Annotated in this window: 24 protein-coding genes and 1 tRNA gene; 12 read left to right on the top strand and 13 right to left on the bottom strand. The window is 32.6% G+C overall.

Going from position 1 to position 25,974, the window contains the following annotated elements; genetic code table 11:
* The first annotated feature begins 2 nt into the window (after positions 1–2).
* From cydB to AC2A1C_RS00200, 5 genes are all read left to right on the top strand, one after another.
* Positions 3–1,076 (top strand): cytochrome d ubiquinol oxidase subunit II, encoded by a 1,074-nt coding sequence (cydB, locus tag AC2A1C_RS00220; RefSeq protein WP_484022306.1) that lies wholly within the window; start codon positions 3–5, stop codon positions 1,074–1,076.
* A 52-nt stretch (positions 1,077–1,128) separates the two neighbouring features.
* Positions 1,129–1,362, top strand: coding sequence for a hypothetical protein (locus tag AC2A1C_RS00215; RefSeq protein WP_484022304.1), 234 nt, complete (start codon positions 1,129–1,131; stop codon positions 1,360–1,362).
* Positions 1,346–1,642, top strand: a complete 297-nt coding sequence (locus AC2A1C_RS00210) for a type II toxin-antitoxin system RelE/ParE family toxin (protein ID WP_484022302.1) — start codon at positions 1,346–1,348, stop codon at positions 1,640–1,642. Before AC2A1C_RS00215 ends, AC2A1C_RS00210 begins: the two co-directional genes overlap by 17 nt.
* 29 nt (positions 1,643–1,671) lie before the next feature.
* On the top strand, positions 1,672–2,178 hold the full coding sequence (locus tag AC2A1C_RS00205; protein WP_484022300.1) for an N-acetyltransferase family protein: 507 nt from the start codon (positions 1,672–1,674) through the stop codon (positions 2,176–2,178).
* Positions 2,179–2,293: 115 nt separating this feature from the next.
* Positions 2,294–2,367, top strand: a tRNA-Ala gene (locus tag AC2A1C_RS00200).
* 64 nt (positions 2,368–2,431) lie between these two features.
* On the opposite strand, the gene AC2A1C_RS00195 is transcribed toward AC2A1C_RS00200, so the two are convergent.
* Positions 2,432–4,660 (bottom strand): DUF2339 domain-containing protein, encoded by a 2,229-nt coding sequence (locus tag AC2A1C_RS00195; protein ID WP_484022298.1) that lies wholly within the window; start codon positions 4,658–4,660, stop codon positions 2,432–2,434.
* A 250-nt stretch (positions 4,661–4,910) separates the two neighbouring features.
* A complete protein-coding gene (locus AC2A1C_RS00190) occupies positions 4,911–5,561 on the bottom strand; it encodes a hypothetical protein (protein WP_484022297.1) in 651 nt (216 codons plus the stop codon).
* A 200-nt stretch (positions 5,562–5,761) separates the two neighbouring features.
* Between AC2A1C_RS00190 and AC2A1C_RS00185 the strand changes: the two genes are divergently transcribed.
* The 7 genes from AC2A1C_RS00185 (at position 5,762) to AC2A1C_RS00155 (ending at position 12,110) form a co-directional block, all read left to right on the top strand.
* Positions 5,762–6,298 (top strand): C40 family peptidase, encoded by a 537-nt coding sequence (locus tag AC2A1C_RS00185; RefSeq protein ID WP_484022295.1) that lies wholly within the window; start codon positions 5,762–5,764, stop codon positions 6,296–6,298.
* Between the two features lie 18 nt (positions 6,299–6,316).
* Positions 6,317–7,147: a 2,3,4,5-tetrahydropyridine-2,6-dicarboxylate N-succinyltransferase gene (locus tag AC2A1C_RS00180; RefSeq protein WP_484022293.1), complete on the top strand. Its 831-nt coding sequence runs from the start codon at positions 6,317–6,319 to the stop codon at positions 7,145–7,147.
* Between the two features lie 52 nt (positions 7,148–7,199).
* Positions 7,200–8,384: a glycosyltransferase family 87 protein gene (locus AC2A1C_RS00175; RefSeq protein ID WP_484022292.1), complete on the top strand. Its 1,185-nt coding sequence runs from the start codon at positions 7,200–7,202 to the stop codon at positions 8,382–8,384.
* 13 nt (positions 8,385–8,397) lie between these two features.
* On the top strand, positions 8,398–9,327 hold the full coding sequence (locus AC2A1C_RS00170; protein WP_484022290.1) for a glycosyltransferase family 2 protein: 930 nt from the start codon (positions 8,398–8,400) through the stop codon (positions 9,325–9,327).
* Positions 9,327–10,106, top strand: a complete 780-nt coding sequence (locus AC2A1C_RS00165) for a polysaccharide deacetylase family protein (protein ID WP_484022288.1) — start codon at positions 9,327–9,329, stop codon at positions 10,104–10,106. Before AC2A1C_RS00170 ends, AC2A1C_RS00165 begins: the two co-directional genes overlap by 1 nt.
* Before the next feature lie 63 nt (positions 10,107–10,169).
* Entirely contained in the window at positions 10,170–10,955 is a 786-nt protein-coding gene (locus AC2A1C_RS00160) for a T9SS type A sorting domain-containing protein (protein WP_484022286.1), read from the top strand.
* Positions 10,956–11,006: 51 nt separating this feature from the next.
* Positions 11,007–12,110 (top strand): glycosyltransferase family 4 protein, encoded by a 1,104-nt coding sequence (locus AC2A1C_RS00155; protein WP_484022284.1) that lies wholly within the window; start codon positions 11,007–11,009, stop codon positions 12,108–12,110.
* Positions 12,111–12,137: 27 nt separating this feature from the next.
* On the opposite strand, the gene AC2A1C_RS00150 is transcribed toward AC2A1C_RS00155, so the two are convergent.
* The 11 genes from AC2A1C_RS00150 to AC2A1C_RS00100 form a co-directional block, all read right to left on the bottom strand.
* Positions 12,138–13,310: a M28 family peptidase gene (locus AC2A1C_RS00150; protein WP_484022282.1), complete on the bottom strand. Its 1,173-nt coding sequence runs from the start codon at positions 13,308–13,310 to the stop codon at positions 12,138–12,140.
* 70 nt (positions 13,311–13,380) lie between these two features.
* Positions 13,381–14,049: a hypothetical protein gene (locus AC2A1C_RS00145; protein WP_484022280.1), complete on the bottom strand. Its 669-nt coding sequence runs from the start codon at positions 14,047–14,049 to the stop codon at positions 13,381–13,383.
* A 206-nt stretch (positions 14,050–14,255) separates the two neighbouring features.
* Positions 14,256–14,600, bottom strand: a complete 345-nt coding sequence (gene rplT / locus AC2A1C_RS00140; RefSeq protein WP_484022278.1) for a 50S ribosomal protein L20 — start codon at positions 14,598–14,600, stop codon at positions 14,256–14,258.
* 119 nt (positions 14,601–14,719) lie between these two features.
* Positions 14,720–14,917 (bottom strand): 50S ribosomal protein L35, encoded by a 198-nt coding sequence (rpmI, locus tag AC2A1C_RS00135; protein ID WP_484022276.1) that lies wholly within the window; start codon positions 14,915–14,917, stop codon positions 14,720–14,722.
* A gap of 246 nt (positions 14,918–15,163) precedes the next feature.
* Complete coding sequence (gene infC / locus AC2A1C_RS00130; RefSeq protein ID WP_484022275.1) at positions 15,164–15,664, bottom strand: translation initiation factor IF-3; 501 nt, start codon at positions 15,662–15,664, stop codon at positions 15,164–15,166.
* A gap of 132 nt (positions 15,665–15,796) precedes the next feature.
* On the bottom strand, positions 15,797–17,734 hold the full coding sequence (thrS, locus tag AC2A1C_RS00125; RefSeq protein ID WP_484022273.1) for a threonine--tRNA ligase: 1,938 nt from the start codon (positions 17,732–17,734) through the stop codon (positions 15,797–15,799).
* Between the two features lie 311 nt (positions 17,735–18,045).
* Entirely contained in the window at positions 18,046–20,796 is a 2,751-nt protein-coding gene (locus tag AC2A1C_RS00120) for a M4 family metallopeptidase (protein WP_484022271.1), read from the bottom strand.
* 176 nt (positions 20,797–20,972) lie between these two features.
* Positions 20,973–21,578 carry a DUF4230 domain-containing protein gene (locus tag AC2A1C_RS00115; protein WP_484022269.1) on the bottom strand — a complete coding sequence of 202 codons (606 nt, stop codon included), beginning with the start codon at positions 21,576–21,578 and terminating at the stop codon, positions 20,973–20,975.
* Positions 21,579–21,580: 2 nt separating this feature from the next.
* Positions 21,581–22,141 carry a TlpA family protein disulfide reductase gene (locus tag AC2A1C_RS00110; RefSeq protein WP_484022267.1) on the bottom strand — a complete coding sequence of 187 codons (561 nt, stop codon included), beginning with the start codon at positions 22,139–22,141 and terminating at the stop codon, positions 21,581–21,583.
* 2 nt (positions 22,142–22,143) lie between these two features.
* Positions 22,144–22,611, bottom strand: a complete 468-nt coding sequence (locus AC2A1C_RS00105) for a pyrophosphohydrolase domain-containing protein (RefSeq protein ID WP_484022265.1) — start codon at positions 22,609–22,611, stop codon at positions 22,144–22,146.
* A 130-nt stretch (positions 22,612–22,741) separates the two neighbouring features.
* The gene (locus AC2A1C_RS00100) at positions 22,742–25,936 is read right to left on the bottom strand and encodes a reprolysin-like metallopeptidase (protein WP_484022263.1); all 3,195 of its coding nucleotides are present in this window, start codon (positions 25,934–25,936) and stop codon (positions 22,742–22,744) included.
* Positions 25,937–25,974: the final 38 nt, after the last annotated feature.

Raw genomic sequence — 25,974 nt, 5'->3', positions numbered from 1 at the left:
TTATGGAAATTCTTTGGTATTCAATATTGCTTTTTGTCGTTTGTGTTTATTTTGTTTTAGACGGCTACGATTTCGGAGCGGGAATTATTCACTTATTTTTTGCAAAAACGGAAGAAGAAAAACATCTGGTTGCAAAATCGGCAGGATTATTTTGGGATTTTAATGAAGTTTGGCTGGTTGTTGCAGGTGGACTTTTGTTTATGGCATTTCCGGTGTATTATGCTTCGGTTTTTAGTGGATTTTATTTGCCATTGATTATTTTGCTTTGGTTAATGATTTTTCGTGCAACAGGTTTGGAATTGAGAAATCATTTTGGTAATGAAGTTTGGAAAAGTTTTTGGGATAAAGCATTCGGAATTTCCAGTCTTTTATTGGCTGTATTTTGTGGAGCTGCTTTGGGAAATTTGGTGAGAGGTGTGAATATGGGACAAGTGACGAATGGAAAATCTCTGTACGAACCGCATTATTTTTTTCTTCCTTTGTGGAATGAAAAATTCAGTCCGTTGGTTTCCGAGGTCGGAGTTTTGGATTGGTTTACGCTTCTGATTGCTATTTTGGGATTTTTGATTCTTACGGTTCACGGAGCAAACTGGATCATTTTGAAAACCAATTCCACACTGAATGCAAAATTGAAAAACGTAGTCTACTACGGAAATTTTGTAATTTTTATTTTCCTGATTGTTTCTCTTACAGTTTGGGGAAAAGTAAACGGCGAAGCTTTCCGGATTTTGGACAAGCATTTTTTGATTTTCATTTTTCCTTTGATTTTTGCGGTTGGATTTATTGCTTTGTTTTGGGTGAAAAAAATTAGAAATCCATTGATTCCCTTTTTATGTTCCAGCGCAATGATTGTGGGCGGAATCACAACTTCATTTCTTTCCATGTTTCCGATGATTTTACCTTCCAATAATTCTGTAAATCCGCCTTTAACGATTTATAATACTTCTAATTCGGAGTACGGACTTTCTATAGCTTTGGTTTGGATGGTAATTGCAGGAAGCCTTGCTTTGGCTTATTTTGTTATTCAAAAAAGAATACTTTCAGGGAAAATTGATGATCTGGATTATGGGCATTAAAATTTATCAACTTAAATAAAATCCATACATTTGTTATGCTAAATAGCTAAAAATGGATGCTCATATTTTAAATAAAAAATTGGAATTAATTCAATGGCTTTCAACATTGGAAGATAAATCCATTATTGAAAAATTAATTAATTTTAGAAAAGAAGAAACCAAAGATTGGTGGAGTTCTATTTCCGAAGAAGAAAGAAAGTCCATTGAAAAAGGAATTGAAGAAGCCGATGATAAGAAACTGAAATCACATTCAGACGCAAGAAAGTTGTATGAAAAATGGTTATAAAGTTTTTTGGACTCAAAATGCTTTGGATGAGCTGGAAAGAACAATTGAATATCTTGAAAATAATTTTACCGAAAAAGAAATAAAAAAACTTGCTCAGAAAATTGAAAGCACTCTTGAACTTATTTCTCAAAATCCTAATCTATTTCCAAAATCTGAACAGAAAGAAGTATATCAGACAATAATTCTGAAATTTAATACTCTTTATTATAGAATCAATCAAGATAGAATAGAAATTTTATCATTTTTTTCGAATAGACAAGAGCCGAAGAAAAAACTATAATTCAAAACTTCTCTGTTTTATATTAAATTATGAAAATTCGTAAAGCAACACTTTCAGATTCTGAACAGATTTGGAAAATTTTACAGCAAGCCATCGAAAGAAGAAGAAAAGACGGTAGCCAACAATGGCAAGACGGATATCCGAATCCAGAAACTATTTTTTCCGATATTTCTAAGGAAATCGGATATGTTTTGACCGATTCTGAAAATGTAGTTGGATACACTGCCATTATTTTCAATGATGAGCCTGCTTATGAAAATATTGAAGGAAAATGGCTTACAGATGGTGATTTTGTAGTGGTGCATCGTGTTGCAATTTCCGATGAATATTTAGGAAAAGGTCTGGCTCAGAAAATGTTTGGATTCATAGAAGAAATTGCAATTCAAAATAAAATTTTCAGTATAAAAGTGGATACCAATTTTGATAATATCGCAATGCTGAAAATTTTAGAAAAACTTGATTATCAGTATTGTGGAGAAGTTCATTTGAGGGGGGCTCCAAGAAAGGCTTTTGAAAAAATTTTGGACAGAACGTAACGTAAAATAAAAGATGGAAAGATAAATTTTTGGCTTAGATTTTCTTTTTTAAAAGGAAATTTCACAAAAAATTTTTGAGATCGGATAAAATTTTCTATCATTGCAAAACACTTTTGGGGGATTAGCTCATTTGGCTAGAGCGTTAGACTGGCAGTCTAAAGGTGGTCGGTTCGATCCCGATATCCTCCACAAAAAAAGCTACATACATTTGTAGCTTTTTTTTGCGTAAAATTCAAATTGGTAAAGATTTCAATTACACCTCTTTTTCTTTAGAATTTTCGATCATATTTTGGAGCATTCTTTTTAATTTTTGGAACATAAACGAACTTACAAGTAGTAAAACTCCTAAAATAATGAAGGCAATAATTCGTGAAACCTGATCCATTTTCCAAACATCAATGGCATACAGTTTTGCAATCATAATTCCGATCAATGCAAAACCGATTTTGTTGAATTCTGCTATGTTTTTTCTCATTCCCCAATAAATAAAAACAATTCCGAAAACAGTCCAAATAATCGGAAGATAAAGTATATTGAACAATTTTCTTTCGGCAAAAAGTTCAGCTTTTCCTGAATTCATCAAAAGATAAATATGAAAAAGTTCTTTGCAAATGACAAAAACAAAAATAAAAGCCGAAAGCCAATAACTGAATTTGGTTTTAAGATAAGAATTTAACTCTTTAAAAATTCTGTAAAAAATCACAATAAAAGGAATCAGGTACAAAATATAGTACATATAGAATCCTTTTAGCTTTCCATTACTAAAAATTTCGTCTGTCATTCCGGAAAATCCGGAGATCAAAATGAAAAGCACAAAAAGAACATTTATTAAAAAGATATCATTTTTATAGCTCGTGAAATTTTTTGAAATAATGAGTTTTAGCCCAAAAGCGAAATAGATAGAATAGAGCAGCAATAAAACAATTTGTTTCAAATCACTTTCATTTCTTAATTGGAAAAGAATTTCCAGAAAAATGCTTACAAATAAGATTGCACATGATGTAGCAAAAAGAATTTGTTTTAGATTTTTACTTTCTTCAAAAACTTTATTTGCAACCAATTTGAAATTGATTGCACTGCAAACAAAAACAACTAAAGCAGTCAAAAATACGGAATTGAAAAACCATAGCATTGGTTTTGAATCTTCATAATAAAACCATGTTCCGCAAAGTGCAATAAGGGTAAAAACGTTTAAAATCCTGAAACTTTTAAGAAAGATATTTTGTTCAGTTTTTTTCCAAAAATAGAGGAGAAGAGCAGTCTCAATTGCCCAAATGCTTGTGAAAATATGGGTTCTGAATTGTAATGCAACCGCAATTGAAATCAGGCTGACAAAAATCCCCATAAAAATGGAAAAATCTTTGGTAAAATTATTCTTTCCGAATTCTACGATCATAACAATTCCATTTACCACTGCAAATATCAAAGGAATCAAAATCAAAGGTTCTAAATTCAATTCTTTGAAAATATAAGTAGAAAGACAGAGATAAAGAATATTGGCATTAATGATTAAAAAATAATCCAGTCCGTTTGTTTTCTTTTTCCTAAAATAGTTGCGCAGTGAAAAAACATAAAAAATAAGGTAAAAAACAAAAATAAACCAAAGACTTAACTCTTCCGGTTTTTTTAATATCCAGAAAATCAGATAAATATTTGTGAGAATAAAAGATACCCAGCCTAAGTTTTTCCAATTTTTGAGATAGGCAATAAGCAACATTCCAAGGTCAAGAATTATGATATAGCCAAACAAAAAAGGATAATTGTTGCCTCCGGAAGAAACCATAAGCGGAGCGCCAAAACCGCCCAAAAATGCAAAAATTACAAGTGTTTCACTTTTCAAATAATAAGCAAGTGCAACCGCAAAAGCAGTAATGATGCAAAGAAAAAGAAAAGCAAAATTTTGTGAAAAAAGATGATATTCCCGGAAAGCAATTGTGATTGTAAAATAAAGGACTGCAACACCACCACCTGAAAGTATGGCAGAAAAAACCGAATAATTTTTCTTCAGATAAATACCAATCCCCGTAATTCCGATTCCTGTAAAAATTCCTAATGCAACACGAAGATTTTCATTGAGCCAATTTTTGTCAATGGCATACTTTACAAAATATCCGATTCCGATAACGAGAGTAAGAATGCCTAATACACTTAAAATATTTTGTTTCAGGAATTCTGAAATCCTGTCAATAAAAGTAGGTTCATTTTTAATAATCGGCTGATTTTCAATAGTATTTATTTCAGGCTTTTGTATTGATTCTATCTTCTTTTCAACAATATTTTCAGAAACTTTATTAATTTCTGTTTTAGTCAAAATTTCTTCTTCTGAAACAATTTTTATTGATTTTTGCAATGCGATTTTCTGAAGTTGCTCTTTCAGTTCATCAATCGTTTTATTTAGTTCATTAAACTTTTTTTGAACATAAGAATTATAGATCAACAATATCACCATCAATACAATAAAAAGTACAGGAAATGTCTCCATAATGTTTTTAAACGTAAAGATACATTTTTAGAATTTTTCCGGTGAAATTTAAAAGGTTAAAAAACGGAATCATAAAGCGTTTATTCCCTATGCTTGCAGTATAGGTTTTGCCTTACCTTTACAAAAGAAAATTAAAACTAATTATCCCATCATAAACGTAACCATGAAAACCATTTTGATATTCAAATTAGAGTATCGTTGTTAAAAAAATATGCTGCTTTTGGGCAGCATATTTGATTTTATATAAATCTTAATAAACAAATCCGGCGCAAAGAATATTTTCATCTTTTTTCAAAATCAAAAAATAGAGTAGGAGAGAAGAATCATCAAATTGAAAATCAAAATCCAACGACACATTCTTAGAAATAGGTAATTCTTGTGAACGAGTTTCGATTGTAAGTTTTTCTAAATCAGGTTTTAAAGTGATAAGTTCTGCTTTGTTCGCACTTAGTTTTTTACTGATATTAATTGTTTTGGTGAACATGGCATTTCCGGAAACAGTTTTATCAGAAGCCGTTTCATATTTCCCAAACTGGAATTCTGTGAGAAGTTTCATCGCTTCCGGTTTTTCGATTCCAATTTCAATTCGTCTTTTGCCTTTTTCGGAAGAGGTATCCATATCTTTTATCTGCGTCATTACTTTTGCAAATTTTTGATAGAGATATTTATCTTCACAATCCCCGATAAATGGCTCTAATGTTTTTCGTAAAAGTTTTCCGGATTTAGAACAATGCCCGAATTCCGTGCTGTTTTCTTTTACTTTTTTATAGTTTGGGTTATTCTCAAAACCTTCCTTGCTGAAACCGCTTTTTCTGCGGATCACAAGTTTTCCGTTCAGATTATAAAAAACCAGATCCCCGATTTTTTCTTTTACTTCAGCAAGATTTTTATAGGTAGCCATAGTTATGTATATAATAGAAACAAAGATAAAACTTTTTTTGAAATGCAAATCAATATTAAAGTATAATTAAAATATAGTTAAAGTATACTGATTTTGAAAAATATTTTTATATTTGTGAATAATAAAAACAAGTAATATTTGTAAAATAGTATTCTATGATCGGGCAATTTTTATTAAATTTGAAATCCCAAAATGAAGGAATGAAAAAATCATTACTATCTCTTGGAGTAGTGCTTTTAATGGTGTCTTGCGGAACTTCTAAAACAGTGGTAAAAAGAACAGTTCCTACAAAAAATGTTTCCAAAACTGCAGATTTGCGTACATTGGATTCCCGTTTTTCAGGAAAAGTAGGAGCGGGTATTCTGGCTCTTTTGAAAGATGCGGAAAAATATTTAGGAGCACCTTATAAATTCGGAGGAAATACACCTTCCGGATTTGATTGTTCCGGTTTTACGGTAAAAGTTTTTGAAGAAAATGATTTGAAATTACCGAGACGTTCTGTAGACCAAGCAAATACAGGGGAAAAAATTGAAATCAAAAATGTGCGTCCCGGAGATTTGCTTTTTTTTGCAACAGGAGGAGGATCGAAAGTTTCGCATGTTGGGATTGTTCATGATATAGGTTCTGATGGAGAAGTAAAATTTATCCATGCTTCCACTTCAAAAGGAGTGATGATTTCTTCTCTCAATGAAAAATATTGGAACAAAGCCTATCTTCATGCGCAGAGAGTTTTATAAAATTTAATAAAATAAAGAATGTCTTTACAAGAAAAAATTGAAGCAGCTTGGGAAAACAGAGAGCTGATAAAAGAAGAAGAATATAAAAATGCAATCCGAGAAGTGGTTTCCAAACTAGATTCCGGAGAATATCGTGTTGCAGAACCCATTGATGTTTCGTCTCCGCTCAACACGGGATGGAAAGTAAATGAATGGATAAAAAAAGCAGTGGTTTTATATTTTCCAATTCAGCAAATGGAAACTATCGAAGTCGGTCCGTTTGAATTTCATGACAAAATTCCATTGAAAAAAGGATATGCAGAAAAAGGTGTTCGTGTAGTTCCTCACGCAATTGCAAGACACGGAAGTTTTGTAGCAAGTGGCGTAATTATGATGCCTTCTTATGTAAATATCGGAGCTTATGTAGATTCCGGAACTATGGTTGATACTTGGGCTACAGTTGGAAGTTGTGCACAAATTGGTAAAGATGTTCATTTAAGTGGTGGAGTTGGAATTGGTGGAGTTTTAGAACCTTTGCAAGCAGCTCCTGTCATTATTGAAGACAATGTTTTTGTAGGTTCCAGATGTATTGTTGTGGAAGGTGTTCATGTGGAAAGAGAAGCGGTTCTGGGAGCTAATGTTGTTTTAACAGCTTCTACTAAAATTATTGACGTAACCGGAGAAGAACCTGTTGAAATTAAAGGGAGAGTTCCTGCTCGTTCTGTGGTGATTCCCGGAAGTTATACCAAAAAATTTCCTGCCGGAGAATATCAGGTTCCTTGTGCTTTGATTATTGGCAAAAGAAAAGAGTCTACCGATAAAAAAACCTCTCTTAATGATGCTTTAAGAGAAAATAATGTAGCAGTGTAAAAGATAAGAATGGATAATTTTTTATCCATTTTTTATTTTAAAAACTAAAACGATGACTAAACACAAGCTAAAGAATTTTTTTCTAAAATTTATAAGCAATTATAAAATTATCTTTGTCATATACATTGTAATTTCGGCTATTTCGGCTTTTAGTAAATATCAGCGAGGACCACAAGCGTATAATAACTATTTGCTCTTCAAAAATGTGTTTGTACATACCCGAGAACAAAAAAATATCTTTCTTCAATATCCTGAATTATATTTTGACAGCAATCATTACGGAGTTTTTTTCAGTATTATTATAGCTCCTTTTGCAGTAATGCCGGATTGGATGGGAATTGTACTTTGGAATGTTGCTAATGCTTTGGTTTTTGTTTTTGCAATTTATAAACTGCCTTTTTCAAATGCGAAAAAATCTTTTTTCGCATGGTTGTGTCTTCAAGAATTTATAACAGCTGCCGTTAGTTTGCAATTCAATATTGCACTTACAGGATTGCTTATGCTTTCAGCAATTTACATTTATGAAAAAAAAGAAACCCAATCAGTGATTGCAATTCTGATCGGTACATTTGTAAAAGTATATGGAATAGTCGGACTTTCAGCATTTTTCTTTGTTAAAAACAAAACGAAATTTATCCTTTCTTTTGTTGCTGTTTTTGTACTATTTCTTATTCTACCAATGCTGATTTCGAGTACGCATTTTGGGATACAGTCGTATTCCGATTGGTATCACTCTTTGATGGAGAAAAACAGTTCTAATCAGGTTTTGGGTAATCGTCAGGATTATTCTTTGATGGGAGTTGTACGAAGAATTCTCAACAATGCAAATATTTCAAATCTGTTTTTTCTCATTCCAGGAGCTATTATATTCATGTTGCCATATTTGAGAATCAGGCAATATAAGTTTTTGCCATTTCAGCTAATGATTTTAGCATCTACATTGCTTTTTGTAGTTTTGTTCAGTTCCAGTTCAGAAAGCCCAACTTATATTATTGCAATAGCTGGTGTAATGCTTTGGTTTTTGATGCAGAAAAAAGTATCCAGATTTGATATCGCATTGTTGATTTTTGTGATGATTTTTACTTGTTTTGCTTTTTCAGATTTGTTTCCAAAATCCATTAAAGAGGAAGTTTTTATGAAATATTCCACAAAAGCAATTCCGTGTATCATTGTTTGGTTCAGAATTATGTACGAATTGTTGTTTAAAGATTTTGAGAAAGAATATAAATTGGATTAAAGAAATTTACTAAATGAAAAAAATATCCATAGTTATACCTGTATTTAATGAAGAAGGCAATGTTTCCAGAATAAGTCTGGAAATTGATAAGGTTTTTCATCAAATGAAAGATTACGACTACGAGATAATTTTTGTAAATGATGGAAGCAGAGATCAGACACAATTAAAACTGGAAGAGATTTCTTTAGAAAATCCAAAAATAAAATATATTGAATTTTCCAGAAATTTCGGACATCAACCCGCCGTAAAGGCTGGAATGGACAATGCTTTCGGAAATGCCGTTATTTCTATGGATGGAGATATGCAACATCCTCCCGAATTAATCCCAGAAATGATAAAAGAATGGGAAAAAGGCTACGATGTAATATACACAATAAGAAGATATCCTAAAGAAATTTCGTATTTTAAAAGAAAAACTTCGGATATTTTCTATATTTTACTTTCTAAACTTTCAGATGTGAATCTTACAAAAGGTGGCGGCTCCGATTTCAGATTGATGGATGCAAAAGCTGTCGAAGTAATGAGAAATTTTTCTGAAGACGATTTATTTTTACGAGGATTAACTACTTGGGTAGGTTTCAAGCAAACAGGAATTCACTTCAATGCATCTGAAAGATTTTCCGGAAAGAGCAATTATAATCTGAAAAAAATGATAAAATTTGCTTTTACGGGAATTACGGCTTTTAGTGTAAAACCTTTGTATTTAGCAGCTTATCTCGGCTTTATTATTTCATTTATTACACCTTTGGTATATATTTGCTATGTGATCTGGGCGTTTTATCAAAAAACTGAAATTTCAGGTTGGGCATCGCTTATTATGACCGTTGTTTTTTTCGGTGGACTGCAATTGGTAATTATGGGAATCATTGGAGTTTATCTTGGTAAAATTTTCAAACAAGTAAAAGAAAGACCTAATTATATTATAAAATCCAAAAATTTTTAATGGTTTTACTCTCTTTTGACATTGAAGAATTTGATATGCCTTTAGAATACAAAGGCGAAATTTCTTTTGAACAGCAAATCTCCATTTCTCAGAAAGGATTGGTTGCTATTTTGGATTTATTAAAAAAACATAACATAAAAGCCACCTTTTTTTCGACTGTAGTTTTTGCAGAAAACAGCAAACCTTTAATAGAAAGATTGCTAAATGAAGGTCACGAATTGGCTTCTCATACTTGGTTTCATTCCGATTTTGAAGAAAAACATTTAAAAGAATCTAAAGATAGATTGGAAGAATTATTTTCTACAAAAGTAACAGGTTTGCGAATGCCGAGAATGATGCCGGTAAGCAAAAATGCTGTTGAAATTGCAGGATATTCTTACAATTCATCCATCAATCCGACATTTTTACCGGGAAGATATAACAATTTGAAAGTTTCCAGAACATATTTTAAAGAAGGAAAAGTAATGCAGATTCCGGCTTCGGTTTCTCCGAATTTCAGAATTCCTTTGTTTTGGTTAAGTTTTCATAATTTTCCACTATCTTTTTATAAAAAATTAGCTTCTGATACTCTAAAAAAAGATAATTATCTCAATATTTATTTTCATCCTTGGGAATTTGCGGATACTAAAGATAAATCCTTTAAATTACCTGCTTTCACAATAAAAAATTCAGGTAAAAAAATGGTGGAGAGGTTTGATGATTTTCTAAAATGGATCAATAAAAATAATATCCCATCTATGACGATGAAATGTTTTTTGGAAAATAAATTAAAAAAATAAAATTTTATAGTAAGAATTTATTTAAATTCGCTGCTGTTTATAATTAATTAAAATTAATCAATGATGAAAAAATTATTATTATCTTTATCGTTAGCAGCTACAAGTTTAGCTTTTGGGCAAATTACATTAGAAAAAACATTTTTAGATAATGAGTATGTTGTTCCTTATAAAGATGGAAATACGATGTATTATATTTCCCTTGTGAGAGGAAGTAATGTAATCACAATTTACAAACAGGATTATTCGGTTTACAAAACAGTAAACTCACAAATACCTTCCAATTATAGTCTTTGGCTTGTAGATTCTAACAGTTTTCCGGCATATACAGCTTCTAAATATTTGTTTAATACTGACGCAAAAATTGAAATTTTTGTTACTGGAAACTATTATAACTCTGCTACAAGTACCTATTCTTCCAGCAGCAAAATAATAAATGAAGACGGTGTTGTGATAAAAGATTTCGGAAATGTTAGTATCGAAACTTTTACACCATATACAGATCCAGTAGCTAACAAAAATAAAATGCTATTATATGAATATAACTACAATGGTACGACAAGCTTAAATAAAATGGAAATCTATTCTTTACCAACATCTACTCTTACAACCAAAGAAATAGAAAGTGGTGGGAAATTAACAGCTTTTCCAATTCCTACAACAGGTTTATTAAATATTATAAATCCTAAAAATGGAAGTACTCAAGTTGAGATTACAGATGCAACCGGTAGATTGGTAAAATCCCAAATTTTTGGTAATGAAGACAGAATTACTTTACATCTAAATGATTTGCCAAGAGGAATGTATTTCTATAAAATAGGTAACCAAAACGGTAAATTTATAAAAGAATAATTATAACAAAATATTGTAAAATAAAGCAAGGTTTCTTACCTTGCTTTTCTTATGAAAATAGCTTACGACGCAAAACGTTTTTTTAATAATGCTTCCGGATTAGGAAATTATTCCCGTGATTTGATTCGGATTTTGGCTTCCTTTTTTCCTGAAAACGAATATATTTTACTCAACAAAAAAAAATCGGAAAGAGGAGAAGATATTCTGAAAAACTCCAATGTTCATTTTTTTGAGACTTCAAAAGGAAATATGTCCCGACAGTTCAAAATGGGAAAAGATGCACAAAAACAAAATGCAGATATTTTTCATGGATTATCAGGTGAACTGCCTTTGAAATGGTATAAACAGCCAATAAAAAAAATTGTCACCATTCACGATTTGATTTTCGTAAGATATCCACAATATTATTCCTTTTTCGATAGGAAAATTCATTTTTGGAAATTTAAAAAAGCAGCCAAAAATGCCGATTTAGTAATTGCCATTTCTGAACAAACAAAGCATGATATTATTCAGTATCTGAAAGTTCCGGAAAACAAAATTGAAGTCGTCTATCAAGGTTGTCATCATGTTTTTAAAGAACAACAATCTCAAGAGCTTATCCAAAAAACAAAAAATAAATTCAATCTTCCAGAAAGATTTATTTTAAATGTCGGAACTATTGAAGAACGCAAAAATCTTTTAAATATAGTAAAAGCATTGAAAGATTCGGATATTCCATTAGTTGTTGTTGGTAAGAAAACAAAATACTACAAAAAAGTGGACAATTTTATCCGGAAAAATAAAATGGAAAATCAAGTTCACTTTCTTGAAGGAGTTTCTATGGAAGAACTTGCTGTGATATATAAATTAGCAGATATTTTTATTTATCCCAGTTTTTTTGAAGGATTTGGAATCCCTGTAATTGAGGCTTTATTTTCCGGAACTCCGGTTATTACCAGTAATGTAAGCTGTCTTCCTGAAGCTGGTGGTTCGGATTCTGTGTATGTAGATCCTAAAAATTATTTGGATTTGCAGTCAAAAATAAAATTTCTTTGGGAAAATGAATCCGAGCGTAAACGTAGAGCAGAAAAAGGATTGGTTTTTGCTCAAAAATTTAGCGACGAAAAAATAGCCAATGCAATTATGCAAGTATATCAAAATGTATTGAAAAAATAAAAACCGCCAATCGACGGTTTTCGTTTTTTATTTTACGATGATCTTCTTTGTAGCTTTCTGATCCTCAACTATCATCGTTCCCATGTATATTCCGGGTTTTAAATCTGATATGTCAATGGATGTACTGTTTTTAGATTTCTGCAATAGATTTCCGGACAAATCTCTAATTTCAAATTCAAAATCTTTGATCTTGGAATTGAGCATTTCAATTGTGAGCAGATCATGAGCAGGATTTGGAAATATTTTTAAAGATTCCAACATTAGCGAAGGTGGACAGCCTTCTACAGATAAAGTGGATGTAGACGCCACTGAAAAGTGTTGTGCTGCTCCTACCGTTGCTTTCGCAATATTGTAAACATATACAGGATCCATATTTGCTAAAACATCATTTGCAGTATGTGTATAGCTGCTTTCATTGTATTCATATAATCCTGTAATCACCTCATTATTTGACTGAAAAGGCATATAATCTGAAGCATAAGCATAAGATAGATTAGTTTGAAGAGGAGAATAAAGTGATACACAAGTCATCAATTGCTGAGTAATCGTATTAGATGCTGCATTATTTGTAGAAGGGGAGCTACTTGTATCTCTTTCACAAGTAATAGTATTGTTGGTTTGCCCGGAAACACCGCCAACTTGATCTATATTTAAAACCAATTTAATATCCATTTTAGGATTGGTAGCGTTTACAACGTTTTGTACATAATGGCTACTTCCGTATAATCCTTGTTCTTCTCCGGAAAAATTGATAAAACGGATAGAATATTCGGTAGGTATATTGCGTAAAATTCTTGCAACTTCCAAAATCACGGAAACACCACTACCATTATCGTTAGTACCAGGACCATTAATGCTATCAAAATGTCCGCAAATGATTACATATTTATTTGGATAAAGAGTTCCTGTTTTTGTGATTACTAAATTTTTAGAACTAGTGCTGCCAAATGTAAAAGGGTCTTCTACAATTTGAGACGCAGTGTATCCAAATGAAAGATATTTGTTTTTTAACCAGCTAAGTGCATTTGCATTAGCTACAGAACCTGTTGTTTTTACACCTAAATTTTGAAATTCCTGAAGATATGTATTAATATTGGTCTGCGAAACAAGATTTGCTCTATTCTGATATGCCTGAATAAAAGTCTGGGAATGATGCAAGATAGAAAGCAAAAATGTAGCTACAAATAAAAATTTTTTCATTTATTTTAATTTTTTCCAAAGATATAGTAAATTCTTTAAAAAATAAAGAACCGCTAAAAGTGGTTTGCAATTAATTCAATTTATAACTTACCAATCGACGTTCATAATTATATGTATCATGTATTGAATGACATATCATATTGATCATACCAACACCTGCTTTATAATTATATTCAACCGTTTTTGATATTAGGTAAGAATGCTCATCATTAGGAGTGAACACTCCATTATAAGGAGAAACAAGGTAATTTTTACCATCTACCATAACAGTAGTTTCAGGATAAAGTTTATACAAAATAGTTCCAAGAGCATTATTGGATTCGTAGACGGTCTGTGCATGATTGTATGAAAAGTCTGATCCAGGGTGTATTACAGATTCCTTATCAGTAAGTCCTGAATCAAAAAAAATTGACGCAAGCATCACAAGATGTCCTTTTTCATTCACTCTACGATATTGAATTTCTGTGGGCTGTGCATTATAAGAAACTTCTGTTTTTGCATATTTTTTTCCGTTTTTGGAAACTTCATCTACAATTTTGATTGTTTGTGTTTCTCCCGTAAAAGTAAATTCAGATGAATAATCTTGTCTTTCATAAGTTTTATAAACCCACTCATTACCAACTTTCAGATTAAAAAACGGAGTTTCTTCTGTTTGAGAAATATTTTCATCATTTCTGTTACAGGAAAATAAAGTAAAGAATAATGCCAGTAATAAACTAGCTGAAAGTGTTTTTTTCATAGTAAAATTAAATTTCCAACTTAAACGTATGAAATGTTAAAATTATTTTATTAAAATTAACGGAAATAGAATTTGTGAAGTTTCGTTGAGAATTTTTTGCGATCCATCGAGAATTTGACGGTTTTCTCTGACGATGAAAAGAACTATTTTCAATAAAAAATCCCGATTTTTTCGGGATTTTTTATTGATAACAAAAAAGTTTACATTTATTTTACTTGGTCTACAACTGCTTTGAAAGCTTCCGGATGATTCATTGCAAGGTCTGCAAGAACTTTTCTGTTTAGCTCTACGTTGTTCTTTTTAAGAGCTCCCATAAACTGAGAGTAAGACATTCCGTGTTCTCTGGTACCTGCATTGATACGGGAAATCCAAAGAGCTCTGAAATTTCTTTTTTTCTCTTTTCTACCGCGGTAAGCATATTGCATTGCTTTTTCCACAGCATTTTTAGCAACTGTCCATACGTTTTTTCTTCTTCCGTAGAAACCTTTTGCTTGTTTTAGTACTTTTTTTCTGCGCGCTCTAGCCGCTACAGCGTTTACTGATCTTGGCATAATTTAAAATTTTGTTTTTTTGAAAAGGGCGGTAACATTTATTACTCTTAGTGGCACCGTTTCAGGGTTAACTTTTTTTTGAATTTTTGAATTCTTATAAACCGATAGATTTATAAAAACTACTTAATTGCTAATTGACGCTTAACGCTTTTTTCGTCCACAGTAGCAACATAAGAAGTTTGCGTAAGATTTCTCTTTTGCTTAGTTTCTTTTTTAGTCAAGATGTGGCTTTTGAAAGCATTTTTTCTTTTGATCTTACCAGTTCCGGTAAGAGCAAAACGCTTTTTAGCACCTGATTTAGTTTTTAATTTTGGCATTGTTCTGCTTTTTTATGTTTTTGTTATCAATAACTTTTGAGTTTGCAAATATACGAAAAAAACAAATATTCAAATATTGTATATCAAAATTTTACTCCCTAATCATAGGGATTTGCAAATTTGTGAGTATATTTTCTTCAATATTAAATATCTTCCTTAAGCATTACAAAAAATAAAGAAATTTTATCTGCAATTGAGAGTTTGGTAAAATAAAAGCTACTTCAGAATGAAATAGCTTTTTATAATTTATTTGATTGTTTTCTTTGGACTCATCATCATAATCATTCTTTTACCTTCAAGCTTCGGAAGTTGGTCTACTTTACCAACATGTTCCAACTCTTGAGCAAGTTTAAGAAGAAGTATTTCTCCCTGATCTTTGAATATGATAGACCTTCCTTTGAAGAATACATACGTTTTAAGTTTTGAACCTTCCTCCAAAAATTTCTCAGCGTGTTTCTTTTTGAATTCATAATCGTGATCATCAGTCTGAGGTCCGAAACGAATTTCTTTTACCACCACTTTTACTTGTTTGGCTTTCAGTTCTTTTTGTTTTTTCTTTTGCTCGTAGAGAAATTTTTTGTAATCCAAAACTCTGGCAATAAAAGGTTCAGCTTTGTCTGAAATTACGACTAAGTCTAATTCCTGCTCTTCTGCAATTTGTTTTGCCTTTTCAGTAGGATATACTCCCGGCTCTACATTATCGCCCACTAAACGAACTTCTCTTACCCGAATTTTATCGTTAATCATATGTGCGTCCTCTTGTTGTGGACGTCTTTGTGGGCCTCTGTTGTTAAATCTCTGTGCTATCGCTTTATATTTTTAAAGTTAATCTTATATTTATTTATCATTCTTGTTTTCTCATTCGGAATGATAATTTTTCTATTTTCCAAATTCGTATCCTGTGCTTGCAGCATTTTTAAAGTACGAAACAAATTCTTCTATATTCATTACTCCTAAATCTCCTTCACCACGTCTTCTTACAGAAATTGTACCTTCTTTTTCTTCATTTTCGCCTACTACAAGCATAAAAGGAATCTTTTTCAATTCTGCATCTCTAATTTTCTTCCCTGTTTTTTCGTTTCTATCATCAATTAGACCGCTAATATCGTGATTTTCTAACAATTGTGAAACTTTTTTCGCATAATCTGCATATTTTTCACTGATTGGAAGAATAATATATTGCTCCGGACTCAGCCATAAAGGAAAATCTCCTGCTGTATTTTCTATCAAAATAGCAATAAAACGCTCCATAGAACCAAATGGCGCTCTATGAATCATTACAGGTCTGTGCTTTTCATTATCATTTCCTGTGTACCAAAGATCAAATCTTTCAGGTAAATTATAATCCACTTGGATCGTTCCCAATTGCCAACTTCTTCCAAGCGCATCTTTCACCATGAAGTCCAATTTTGGACCATAGAAAGCAGCTTCTCCATATTCTACAACGGTTTTCAGTCCTTTATTTTTTGCTGCTGTAATGATAGCATTTTCAGCTTTTTCCCAATTTTCATCGGAACCAATATATTTATTACGATTTTCCGGATCTCTTAAAGAAACCTGCGTTGTAAAATCTTCAAATCCTAATGAACTGAAAACATACAAAACCAGATCAATCGTTTTTTCAAATTCTGCCAAAAGCTGATCCGGAGTACAGAATAAATGTGCATCATCCTGAGTAAATCCGCGAACTCTTGTCAGTCCATGCAATTCTCCCGATTGTTCATATCTGTAAACTGTCCCGAATTCTGCATAACGTTTCGGTAAATCTCTATAGCTCCATTGCGAAGTTTTATAAATTTCACAGTGATGCGGACAGTTCATTGGTTTCAACATAAACTCTTCACCTTCGTTCGGAGTTTTGATGGGTTGAAAACTGTCGGCTCCGTATTTATCCCAGTGACCGGAAGTTACATATAATTCTTTTCCACCAATATGTGGAGACATTACAAATTCATAACCTGCTTTTTTCTGAGCTTCGGAAAGGAAATTTTCTAATTTTTTTCTCAATGCAGTTCCTTTTGGCAACCATAAAGGTAAACCTGCTCCAACTTTTTCAGAAAACGCAAAAATCCCGAGTTCTTTTCCTAATTTACGATGATCTCTACGTTTTGCTTCTTCAAGTCTTTCAAGATATTCGGTTAAATCCTTTTGTTTAGGAAAGGATATTCCGTAGACTCTTGTTAGTTGTTTGTTTTTTTCATCACCTCTCCAGTATGCTCCTGCTGCATTCAAAATTTTCACAGCTTTTACAATTCCAGTGGAAGGAATGTGACCTCCACGACAGAGATCTGTGAAATTATCATGGGTTACAAAAGTGATTTCTCCATCATTCAAATTTTCGATGAGTTCTACTTTGTAAGGATTGTCGGCATATTCTTTTAAAGCATCGGCTTTTGAAACAGGATATAGCTTGAAATTTGAATCTTTTTTAGCATTTTCCAAAACCTTCTTTTCGATTTTTTCAAAATCTTTTTCGCTTAACGTTTCATCGCCAAAGTCTACATCATAATAAAATCCATTCTCAATAGCAGGACCAATGGTAAGTTTAGCATTCGGATAAAAATCTAAAATAGCCTGAGCCAAAAGGTGAGCGGAAGAATGCCAAAATGCTTTCTTTCCCAAATCATCGTTCCATGTCAGAAGCTGAACGGTTGCATCATGTTCAATAGGTGTAGCTATTTCCACTTGTTTTCCGTCTACCAAAGCAGAAATGGTATTTCTGGCTAAACCTTCACTAATTGATTTTGCAACATCAAGCGCAGAAACTGCACTTTCAAATTCTCTAATGCTTCCGTCCGGAAGAGTGATTTTTAACATACGTTTTTAGAATTTTTAAAGGGCAAAAATAAGGATTTTTTTGTTTTTATATTGGAAAATTATTGACGAAAATGGTTTAAAAATAAAACCCGGCTTCATAGTATGAATATGAAACCGGACTCATGAAATTATGAAACTAAATTTAGGTTCGGAAAAAATTCCTATAATAAAACTATCAAAAATTATGCTTAAAAAAGTTATTTTAAAAATTTTATCTGTTTTTAACATTAGGTTCAATGCAAAATGAAATTTTAAAAACAAAAAGACTGTCCTTTTGAGACAGCCTTCTTATTCATAAATGAATTAAAGTTTTATTTTTTGATAAACTTCATATTAGAAGAATTACCTGTTTTATTCTTAAGTTCAATAATATAGTTTCCTACCGGAAGTTTATCTGCATTAATCTTTTTCTCCGAAGAATTTCCTGATAATACTAATTGACCGGCAGTATTATAAATTTTATAAGAAAACTCTCCAGCAACTTTACTTTGGATTGTAATAATATCTTTTACAGGGTTAGGATATAAAGTTGTTTTTTGAGAAGTGATATCCGCAACGGCTAAAAATTCCTTTACATTTAGTGTGTAATCTTCTACTTGGCCATAAGTAAATGAACCACAAGATGTAGGAGTAGTGCTATATCTCATAATTACTCTCATTCTTACGTTTCCATAATATGTTATAGTGGAAGGAATTGTAATATTTCCGGTAATTGGAGTTGTGGTAGACGCTGCTTTAGTAAATGCAGTTTCATTGGTATCAGAAAAATCACCATCATTATTCCAATCTACAAATACAGCATACGCTTCATTATATTGTGTTCCTGTCCATTCTGGAGTTATGGTTATTGGATATGATTGTCCTTTTGTAACTTCAGTTGAAAGATAAGAAAAATCTTCATATCCTGCAGTTCCTGTACTTGGATTATCAATGTTTACAAATTGTACTCTTTTGATTCTTTCATCATTTGTATTGGTAGAAGTGCTGCTACAATAATCAGGTGTATTAAGTGTGGTTACCTGAACAGTATTACTTTCAGACGACACATTATCATAAGCATCTTTAGCTTTTACATAAAAAGAATAAGTAGTACTAGGTGTCAGTCCAGTAACAGTATATGTGTTTACATTGGCTGCTACAGATGCTATTTCCACACCACCTTTATAGATAATGTATTTATCCATATCATTATCATCCGTAGAAGGACTCCATGAAAGTGTTGTTTTACTTCCAGTTGTATTACTTGCTGCTAAATTTGTAGGTATAGTAGGAGGAGTGGTATCTGGTATTGTAAGGTATTTTGCACCTAAACCTACCGCATAAAAAGCGTCTTGAGTTGCAATAGCTTCAGGAGAATCAGCACCATACAGATCTTTGGCAGCCTGAATTCCATAATTTCTTGCGTTCATAAAATTGGAACTAGCTGTCAAATAATTAGTTTCTAAACGATACGCAATTTTAGCTGCTTTTTCAATAGTGATTCCGGTTACATTATAGCTTTTTCCTAAATCATTTGTTCCGGATTTACCCATTGAGAGAATATAAAACCAATGATTAATCACCCCGCTGTTATAGTGAACTCCACAATTGTCATTACTAAAGCTACTTGGAGTGATACATCCTTCTTCTACAGTTGCAGGATACCAGTTAATTCCGTGATAAGTGTCCGGTTGTGGAGTTAAGCCTGATTTTGGATTACTCATAGATCTCAAATAATATGGAGAAATTTTAGTAATATCTTCTCCCATCAGCCAATTTTGTTTTTCAGGAGCATAGGTATATTCTACGGCTGTTCCCCAAATATCTGAAAGTGCTTCATTCAATGCACCGGATTCTCTTTGGTATAATAAAGCTGCGGAAGTAGAACAAACACCATGTCCCAATTCATGACCAGTGACATCAAAACCTGTAAGAGGGCTAAAATTGGATGCTCCATCTCCATAAACCATTTCAGAGCCTGTCCATCCTGCATTTTCATATGCGCTACTATAATGGATGTAGCTTTTCAGAAGAGTACCATTTCCATCATAGCTATTTCTATTAAAGGTATTCTTGAAATAGTCGTATGTTTTTTCTACTCCCCAATGTGCATCTAAAGCTGCATTATCAAAATTACTATTGTTAAATTCGGCAGAAGTCCAGTTATTGTCATTATCTTCAAATTCCACCGCAGAACCAAAAGATGTTCCCTTTTTCAAATTATAAGTACGAACACCACCACCTCTTGTTGTATCATTTAGATTATACTTAGTGGTAGTTGCATTCAGAGTGGTTTCAATAGCTTTATTTCCGCTGTATCTTGTATCTGCAGAGCCTGCTACTAATAGCGGAAATTTAGCATTTACTTCATTATAGGATTCAACTACAATAGGATTATTTTTTACTTGCTGATGAAAATCATTAGCATGTTTCATAATTGGATCCACTGCAATCACTCTTCCTTCTATTGCATCTACATAAATGTTTGATCTGCTGATTGGCTCGGAAGCGTAAATGTCAAATCTATACGTCAATACCAAGCTATATTTTCCATTTCCTTGATAAACAGGAAGATAAATTAATTCACCAGTTGGTTTTTTATAATCATTGTGAGCAATATATTCTGCGTCTTCCCACATATATTTTTGTGCTCCTACATTTTTAATAGCAGTGTTGAAAGCTGAAGAAGAAGATATTTTAGGGGTAGTCTCTGCTAGATCATCCTGAAAAATTTCGCCATTCATGCTTTTCAGGTTTCCGTTTTGGTAGTGAAGATTATAAACACCACCTTCTACTTTAATACCTTTATGGAATAGCTGATACTTTTCATCTACAAATTTTCCTGAAAAATCCAGTCCTGATTTTACCAGTTTTAATTCATCATTAGAAGACAGATTAAGAATATTTTTGAAAAGTTCATTGGCTGAAGAAGAGCTAATATTTGCAGTTTTTTTAAAAACTACAAGATTTACATTTCCATTATCATTTGTGATTTTTTTCTCTACAAATTCCTGTGCAGAAGCAGTACCTGAGAAGCCCGTAAGTAATCCTACAATCCCAAGTGCAAGTAGTTGTTTTTTCATTGAAGTTTTTTTTAAAAAATTATAATTTCGTAAAAATAACTAATTTTCATTTTTTAACAATGAAAAATGAAAAAAAATATAAAAAAAGTGAAAACATTTTGTTGTTTTCACTTTTTTATTGATAATACTATTACTTTATTTATATCATCTGTTTCCCTTGCTTATCTATAATTTTATTAAAACTTTGTAATTTCAATCGTTCCTGTTTGGTCTTCGATCTTATAATTTAGTGCTTTAGCAAGTACAAATATTTGATTTAGATTTTCCAAAAGCTGTTTTTCACTTTCTTTTTTTAATTTGTCTTGATTCACATTTTTCAAGGCATTTTCTTTTGCAGTTTGGGTTACTTTTTTAATTTGTGCTTCATCAATCCTATTAAAGAAAGAATCATCAAGAGACTGAATTTCTACATTCGGAGTAATGCGAACAGCAGGTTCCGGAAGTTCTTTAATAATAAGTTTTTTGTCCACAGAATCCACTTCCAATTTCATTTTGTTGAGATCATAGGAAACCTGAGCATTGGTCTTAGTAAAAGTTACAATCTCATTATCTGAAACGTGGCTTCCCAAAATTTCATAGGAAAGTTTCGTTTTCTGAAGACTTGTAAAATCCTGTTCCAGAACTACCATTTTATTCATTTTAGTAATTTGGTTGGTAAGGATATAATAGTCGGTTTGTTCTTTTTTATCAGAAATTTTCGGAATTTTATTTAAAACAAAAAAGAGTAGGAGCATCAATGCAACCCCTGCCAAAAAAAACAAATATGGCTTTATATTTTTCAAAATTATTTAAATAAATCTTTAATGGATGAGTTATCTTTTTTTATGATTTCAAGCAGATCTTTTTCCAACCAGCCGGATTTTGGAGATTCAATAATTCTGCCGATTTCTTTGCCGTATTTTTTTACAATAATAGTAGGAACTTTTTGGATGTTATAAACTCCTTCTTCGCCACTTGGAGATTCTTTTTTACGATTTACGGCAATAATGGTCAGTTTTTGTTCCGGATAATTTAAATTTTCCAAAATTTTCATTAAACGTGGCACTTCTCTATGGCTATCTTCGCACCAAGTTCCCATTACAAGTATCAGACTGTATGAATTTAATTTCTCTTTTTTTAAATCCTTAATCGAAGCCTGATCTACAGTATAATTTTCATGTTCAGAATCATACCAATCGCTGTATGGAGATTTTTTAAATTGATCTTTGGTTTGTGTTCCCAGAAGCATTTTTCCGTCTTTCTTGTTTTCCACTTCACGGTTTACAACTACTTTATTGGTATTGCAGGATTGTAATGAAAGGGCAACAACAGATAATCCGAAGAAGGTTTTTATAATTTTATTCATTATTATTTTTCAAGAATAGTTTTTAAATTGGCAGGAGAATAATATTTGTTTTTCAAGACTTTATGATCTGAAATACGGTGTACATTGATCTTATTTCCGGAAACTTCAGAATAGGCTTCCTGTCCTTTTTCTTTATAGAATGCAATAGTTTCATCGGCTTGCTGCTGATTTTCGCAGGCTTTAGACATATTGGAACGCTGAACTTCATTAAAGAGTTCTACAAATTTTTCTCCTAAACCAAATTCCAGAACAGCTCCACTCAAAACATATTGCAAGTCGCAAAGAGCATCGGCTACTTCTACAATATCATTGTCCGATATTGCTTGTTTCAGTTCATCAAGTTCTTCCTGTAAAAGTTTTACACGCAATTCACATCTTTCTTTTGATGGAATCTGCGGAGTTTCTAAAATAGGGGCATTAAAAGTTCTATGAAATTCTGCTACCTGATTCAGGCTATCAATCTTCTCCATTTCTTTTCTAAAATTTTAACAAATATATTGAGAATATTTTTAATTACGACTCATACTATTTCCTCTTTTTAATAAAAAACCGCCTCCAAAATGGAGACGGAAAATGTTAATTTATGAAAAAAAGTTTCTTCTATTCTTTGATAAATTTCTTAGAAACATTATCAATCTGAATCATGTATACTCCTTTTGTAAGAGAGTTTACATCTATTGCTCCGTTTACTGTTTTTCCGGATTTCACCAATTTACCACTGATGTCATAAATTTTGAAATCTGAATTTTTAGCATTGGAGATATTCAAAATATCTTTTGTAGGGTTTGGATATACTTTAAGATTATCTTTTACAGTAAGAGAATTGTCTATATCTTTTCCGGAAGAAACAATAGTAAGAGTATAATCTTCTACTTGTCCATAAGTATAACTTCCACAAGATGAGCTTGGAATAGCATTATATTGCATCATTACTCTCATTCTGGTAGTTCCCAAAGTTGCAGTTGCAGGAATAGTGATACTACCTGAAACAGGAGTTGTAGTAGATGCAGCTTTTGTCCAGATTTTTTCTCCGGTGTCTGCGAAATCACCATCTTGGTTCAGATCTATATAAACTGCATATCCTTCTTTGTAAACAGTTGAAGACCAAAATGGAGTTATTGTAATAGTAGTAGCAACTCCTCTTGTCACATTTGTAGAAACGGAAGTAAAGTTTTCATACCCTGCAGTTCCGGTGGAAGAATTATTGATGCTTCCAAATACAACTTTCGAAATTCTTTCATCATTAGTATTAGTTGCAGAAGCTGAACAATATGTTAATGAAGTTGAAAGAGTAGTAACATTTACCGAATTGCTTGAAGGAGAGATATTTCCTGCTGCATCTTTCGCTTTTACAGTGAATGTATACGTTGTAGAAGCTGTTAATCCTGTTACGGTGTAAGAAGTAGAAGTGGTAGAAGTAACCAATGTGCTTCCATTGTAAACATCATAACCTGTAACTCCCACATTATCTGTTGCTCCGCTCCAAGATAGATTAGTAGAATTTGAAGTAGTTCCAGAAGCTGAAAGAGTAGGAGCTGTTGGTGCAGTAGTATCAGCAGCTGGTGCTAATGTTGTTACACTTACCGAATTGCTTGAAGGAGAAATATTTCCTGCCGCATCTTTTGCTTTCACAGTGAATGTATACGTTGTAGAAGCAGCTAATCCTGTTACGGTGTAAGAAGTAGAAGTGGTAGAAGTAACCAATGTACTTCCATTGTAAACATCATAACCTGTAACTGCTACATTATCTGTTGCTCCACTCCAAGAAAGATTCGTAGAATTTTGTGTAGTTCCGGAAGCTGAAAGAGTAGGAGCTGTAGGTGCAGTAGTATCTCCAGAACCTGCTGTTACAGTAATATTAGCATTATTCACATCAAAGAAAATATGATTAGTACCTTTTACCATAATTCTACCTGTTGTAGTTGCAGAATTTGGAATAGTTACAGCTTGAGTTCCATCATTTGGAGTTGCAGCCAATAATGTAGTCCATGTATTTCCGCTATCAGTAGACCATAAAATATCAACATTTGCACAATTTACACCATTAGCAGTGGTTCCGGCAACATTCCATGTTATGGTTTGTGAAGAAGCACCTGTATAAGTAACAGCCGAAGATTGAGAGGTAATAGCAAAAGGCCCTGCTGTTGAATTTACTGTTATTATTGCGTCATCAGAATTATTTCCGCTTCCACCTGCTCTGTTATCACGAACAGTGAATCTGAAATTTAAAGTTCTTGCCACTGAGGAAAGAGCTTCCACTGTAATTTCAGAACCGGCAGTTGTGGTAGCTCCTGCCAATACGGATTGCATTCTTGGGAAATATCGTACCGGTGAAGTTGTAGGTGTCCAAGATCTGAAATTTGGCCCTGAAGTTTTAGTAGCACTAGCAGCCGAACTCGCTCCAGTTTGTGAAGATGTTGCATTATCTATTTCTTCCCAAATATAGGTTAGAGAATCTCCATTTGCATCAGTTCCGGTTCCTGTTAGTATGAAAGGTGTACTTTTCGGAATGGTATAATCTAAACCTGCATTTGCAGTAGGAATTGAATTTCCAGTGCTTGTTGAAGTAGGGCAAGTTTTTGCTTTAATATTTACCATAATCTGTTGAATGCTTATGGCATGAAAAAATGCATCAGAATGTGGCTGAATATCCTGACTGGTAATTCCGGCATATCCCATAATTGTAGAACCGGAACCAGGTTCCATATTGACACCGGTACCTTCATTGCTCATAGAAAATGTGTGATTTCCACCAAATTGATGCCCCATTTCATGAGCTACATAATCAATATCGAAATTATCTCCAGAAGGAATTGCATCGGCAGGAGATGTATATCCACTACCTTTGGAACCATTAGTACATACACAGCCAATACAACCTGCATTTCCGCCACCTCCGGAAGCACCGAATAAGTGTCCGATATCATAATTAGCTTCCCCAATTACGGATGTTAAAGTAGATTGAAGCTGCGAATTCCAATTGCTCATACCGGAAGCAGCAGAATAGGGATCGGTAGAAGCATTGGTATAAATAACCGCATCATTATTGGCAATAAGAACCATTCTTGCCGAAAAATCTTTTTCAAAAACACCATTTACTCTTGTCATGGTATTATTCATTGCGGCAAGAGCTAATGCTTTTGTTCCTCCAAAATAAGTTGTATATTCTCCGGTGCACGAAAGAGCAAGTCGGAAAGTTCTCAATTTAGCATCGTCAGCATTTTTTAAGTGAATCTGAGAATTTTCAACTCCAGTTTGAACAACATCCATTACTGTACATTCAAACTTATTGAAATTATCTTTTTTGTCTGATTTTCTGTAAACTACATAAGTACTCAAATCCTGATTATAGGGCTCAATAAAAACAGCAGAACGATCTGCATATACTTCCATTGTAGAAAGACCTAAAGGAGAAATACTGAAATATATAGTAGAATTTGGATCGTCAAGACCTTGACCAACGTAGGATTTAATATCCGGATATTTTGCCGCTAATTCAGGATCAAAATTGGATTGTTCTGAAACTTTGAAATTCTCGAATTTTCCCTCGCTGTTAGGAAAAGAAACAATAGTTTCTGATTTTTCTCCGAATGCGAGTTTTTTCGGAGCTTTAGATAAAACGTCTTTAAGCTGCTGAATGTTTAAAGAATACAGCTTAGGATTAGCTATTGAGATTTTATTTTGAAAAACCTCAGAGTTTTTTTTAGAAGTTGTTCGCCAGAGATGATCGGTCTGAGCGTACACAGAACTTGCTGCGAATGCAAGAAGAGCAAACGAGAGTAGTGATTTCTTCATGATTATTTGTTTGTAATTTGTTAGACATAAAGCAAATG

The sequence above is a fragment of the Chryseobacterium sp. HNCC26DJ241 genome (assembly GCF_057180505.1).
Note: the sequence above shows the minus strand (reverse complement) of the source record. Positions and strands in the feature narration are given on the sequence as shown.

What these genes read in the sequence shown, in the direction of transcription:
- AC2A1C_RS00165 (WP_484022288.1), top strand. Translation starts at nt 9,327, where the DNA reads ATGGTTTTACTCTCTTTTGACATTGAAGAATTTGATATGCCTTTAGAA.
- AC2A1C_RS00215 (WP_484022304.1), top strand. Translation starts at nt 1,129, where the DNA reads ATGGATGCTCATATTTTAAATAAAAAATTGGAATTAATTCAATGGCTT.
- AC2A1C_RS00195 (WP_484022298.1), bottom strand. Translation starts at nt 4,660, where the DNA reads ATGGAGACATTTCCTGTACTTTTTATTGTATTGATGGTGATATTGTTG.
- AC2A1C_RS00185 (WP_484022295.1), top strand. Translation starts at nt 5,762, where the DNA reads ATGAAAAAATCATTACTATCTCTTGGAGTAGTGCTTTTAATGGTGTCT.
- AC2A1C_RS00210 (WP_484022302.1), top strand. Translation starts at nt 1,346, where the DNA reads ATGAAAAATGGTTATAAAGTTTTTTGGACTCAAAATGCTTTGGATGAG.
- AC2A1C_RS00145 (WP_484022280.1), bottom strand. Translation starts at nt 14,049, where the DNA reads ATGAAAAAAACACTTTCAGCTAGTTTATTACTGGCATTATTCTTTACT.
- infC (WP_484022275.1), bottom strand. Translation starts at nt 15,664, where the DNA reads ATGATTAACGATAAAATTCGGGTAAGAGAAGTTCGTTTAGTGGGCGAT.
- AC2A1C_RS00110 (WP_484022267.1), bottom strand. Translation starts at nt 22,141, where the DNA reads ATGAATAAAATTATAAAAACCTTCTTCGGATTATCTGTTGTTGCCCTT.
- AC2A1C_RS00205 (WP_484022300.1), top strand. Translation starts at nt 1,672, where the DNA reads ATGAAAATTCGTAAAGCAACACTTTCAGATTCTGAACAGATTTGGAAA.
- AC2A1C_RS00150 (WP_484022282.1), bottom strand. Translation starts at nt 13,310, where the DNA reads ATGAAAAAATTTTTATTTGTAGCTACATTTTTGCTTTCTATCTTGCAT.
- AC2A1C_RS00190 (WP_484022297.1), bottom strand. Translation starts at nt 5,561, where the DNA reads ATGGCTACCTATAAAAATCTTGCTGAAGTAAAAGAAAAAATCGGGGAT.
- AC2A1C_RS00175 (WP_484022292.1), top strand. Translation starts at nt 7,200, where the DNA reads ATGACTAAACACAAGCTAAAGAATTTTTTTCTAAAATTTATAAGCAAT.
- AC2A1C_RS00170 (WP_484022290.1), top strand. Translation starts at nt 8,398, where the DNA reads ATGAAAAAAATATCCATAGTTATACCTGTATTTAATGAAGAAGGCAAT.
- cydB (WP_484022306.1), top strand. Translation starts at nt 3, where the DNA reads ATGGAAATTCTTTGGTATTCAATATTGCTTTTTGTCGTTTGTGTTTAT.
- AC2A1C_RS00160 (WP_484022286.1), top strand. Translation starts at nt 10,170, where the DNA reads ATGAAAAAATTATTATTATCTTTATCGTTAGCAGCTACAAGTTTAGCT.
- rpmI (WP_484022276.1), bottom strand. Translation starts at nt 14,917, where the DNA reads ATGCCAAAATTAAAAACTAAATCAGGTGCTAAAAAGCGTTTTGCTCTT.
- AC2A1C_RS00120 (WP_484022271.1), bottom strand. Translation starts at nt 20,796, where the DNA reads ATGAAAAAACAACTACTTGCACTTGGGATTGTAGGATTACTTACGGGC.
- thrS (WP_484022273.1), bottom strand. Translation starts at nt 17,734, where the DNA reads ATGTTAAAAATCACTCTTCCGGACGGAAGCATTAGAGAATTTGAAAGT.
- AC2A1C_RS00100 (WP_484022263.1), bottom strand. Translation starts at nt 25,936, where the DNA reads ATGAAGAAATCACTACTCTCGTTTGCTCTTCTTGCATTCGCAGCAAGT.
- AC2A1C_RS00180 (WP_484022293.1), top strand. Translation starts at nt 6,317, where the DNA reads ATGTCTTTACAAGAAAAAATTGAAGCAGCTTGGGAAAACAGAGAGCTG.
- AC2A1C_RS00155 (WP_484022284.1), top strand. Translation starts at nt 11,007, where the DNA reads ATGAAAATAGCTTACGACGCAAAACGTTTTTTTAATAATGCTTCCGGA.
- rplT (WP_484022278.1), bottom strand. Translation starts at nt 14,600, where the DNA reads ATGCCAAGATCAGTAAACGCTGTAGCGGCTAGAGCGCGCAGAAAAAAA.
- AC2A1C_RS00105 (WP_484022265.1), bottom strand. Translation starts at nt 22,611, where the DNA reads ATGGAGAAGATTGATAGCCTGAATCAGGTAGCAGAATTTCATAGAACT.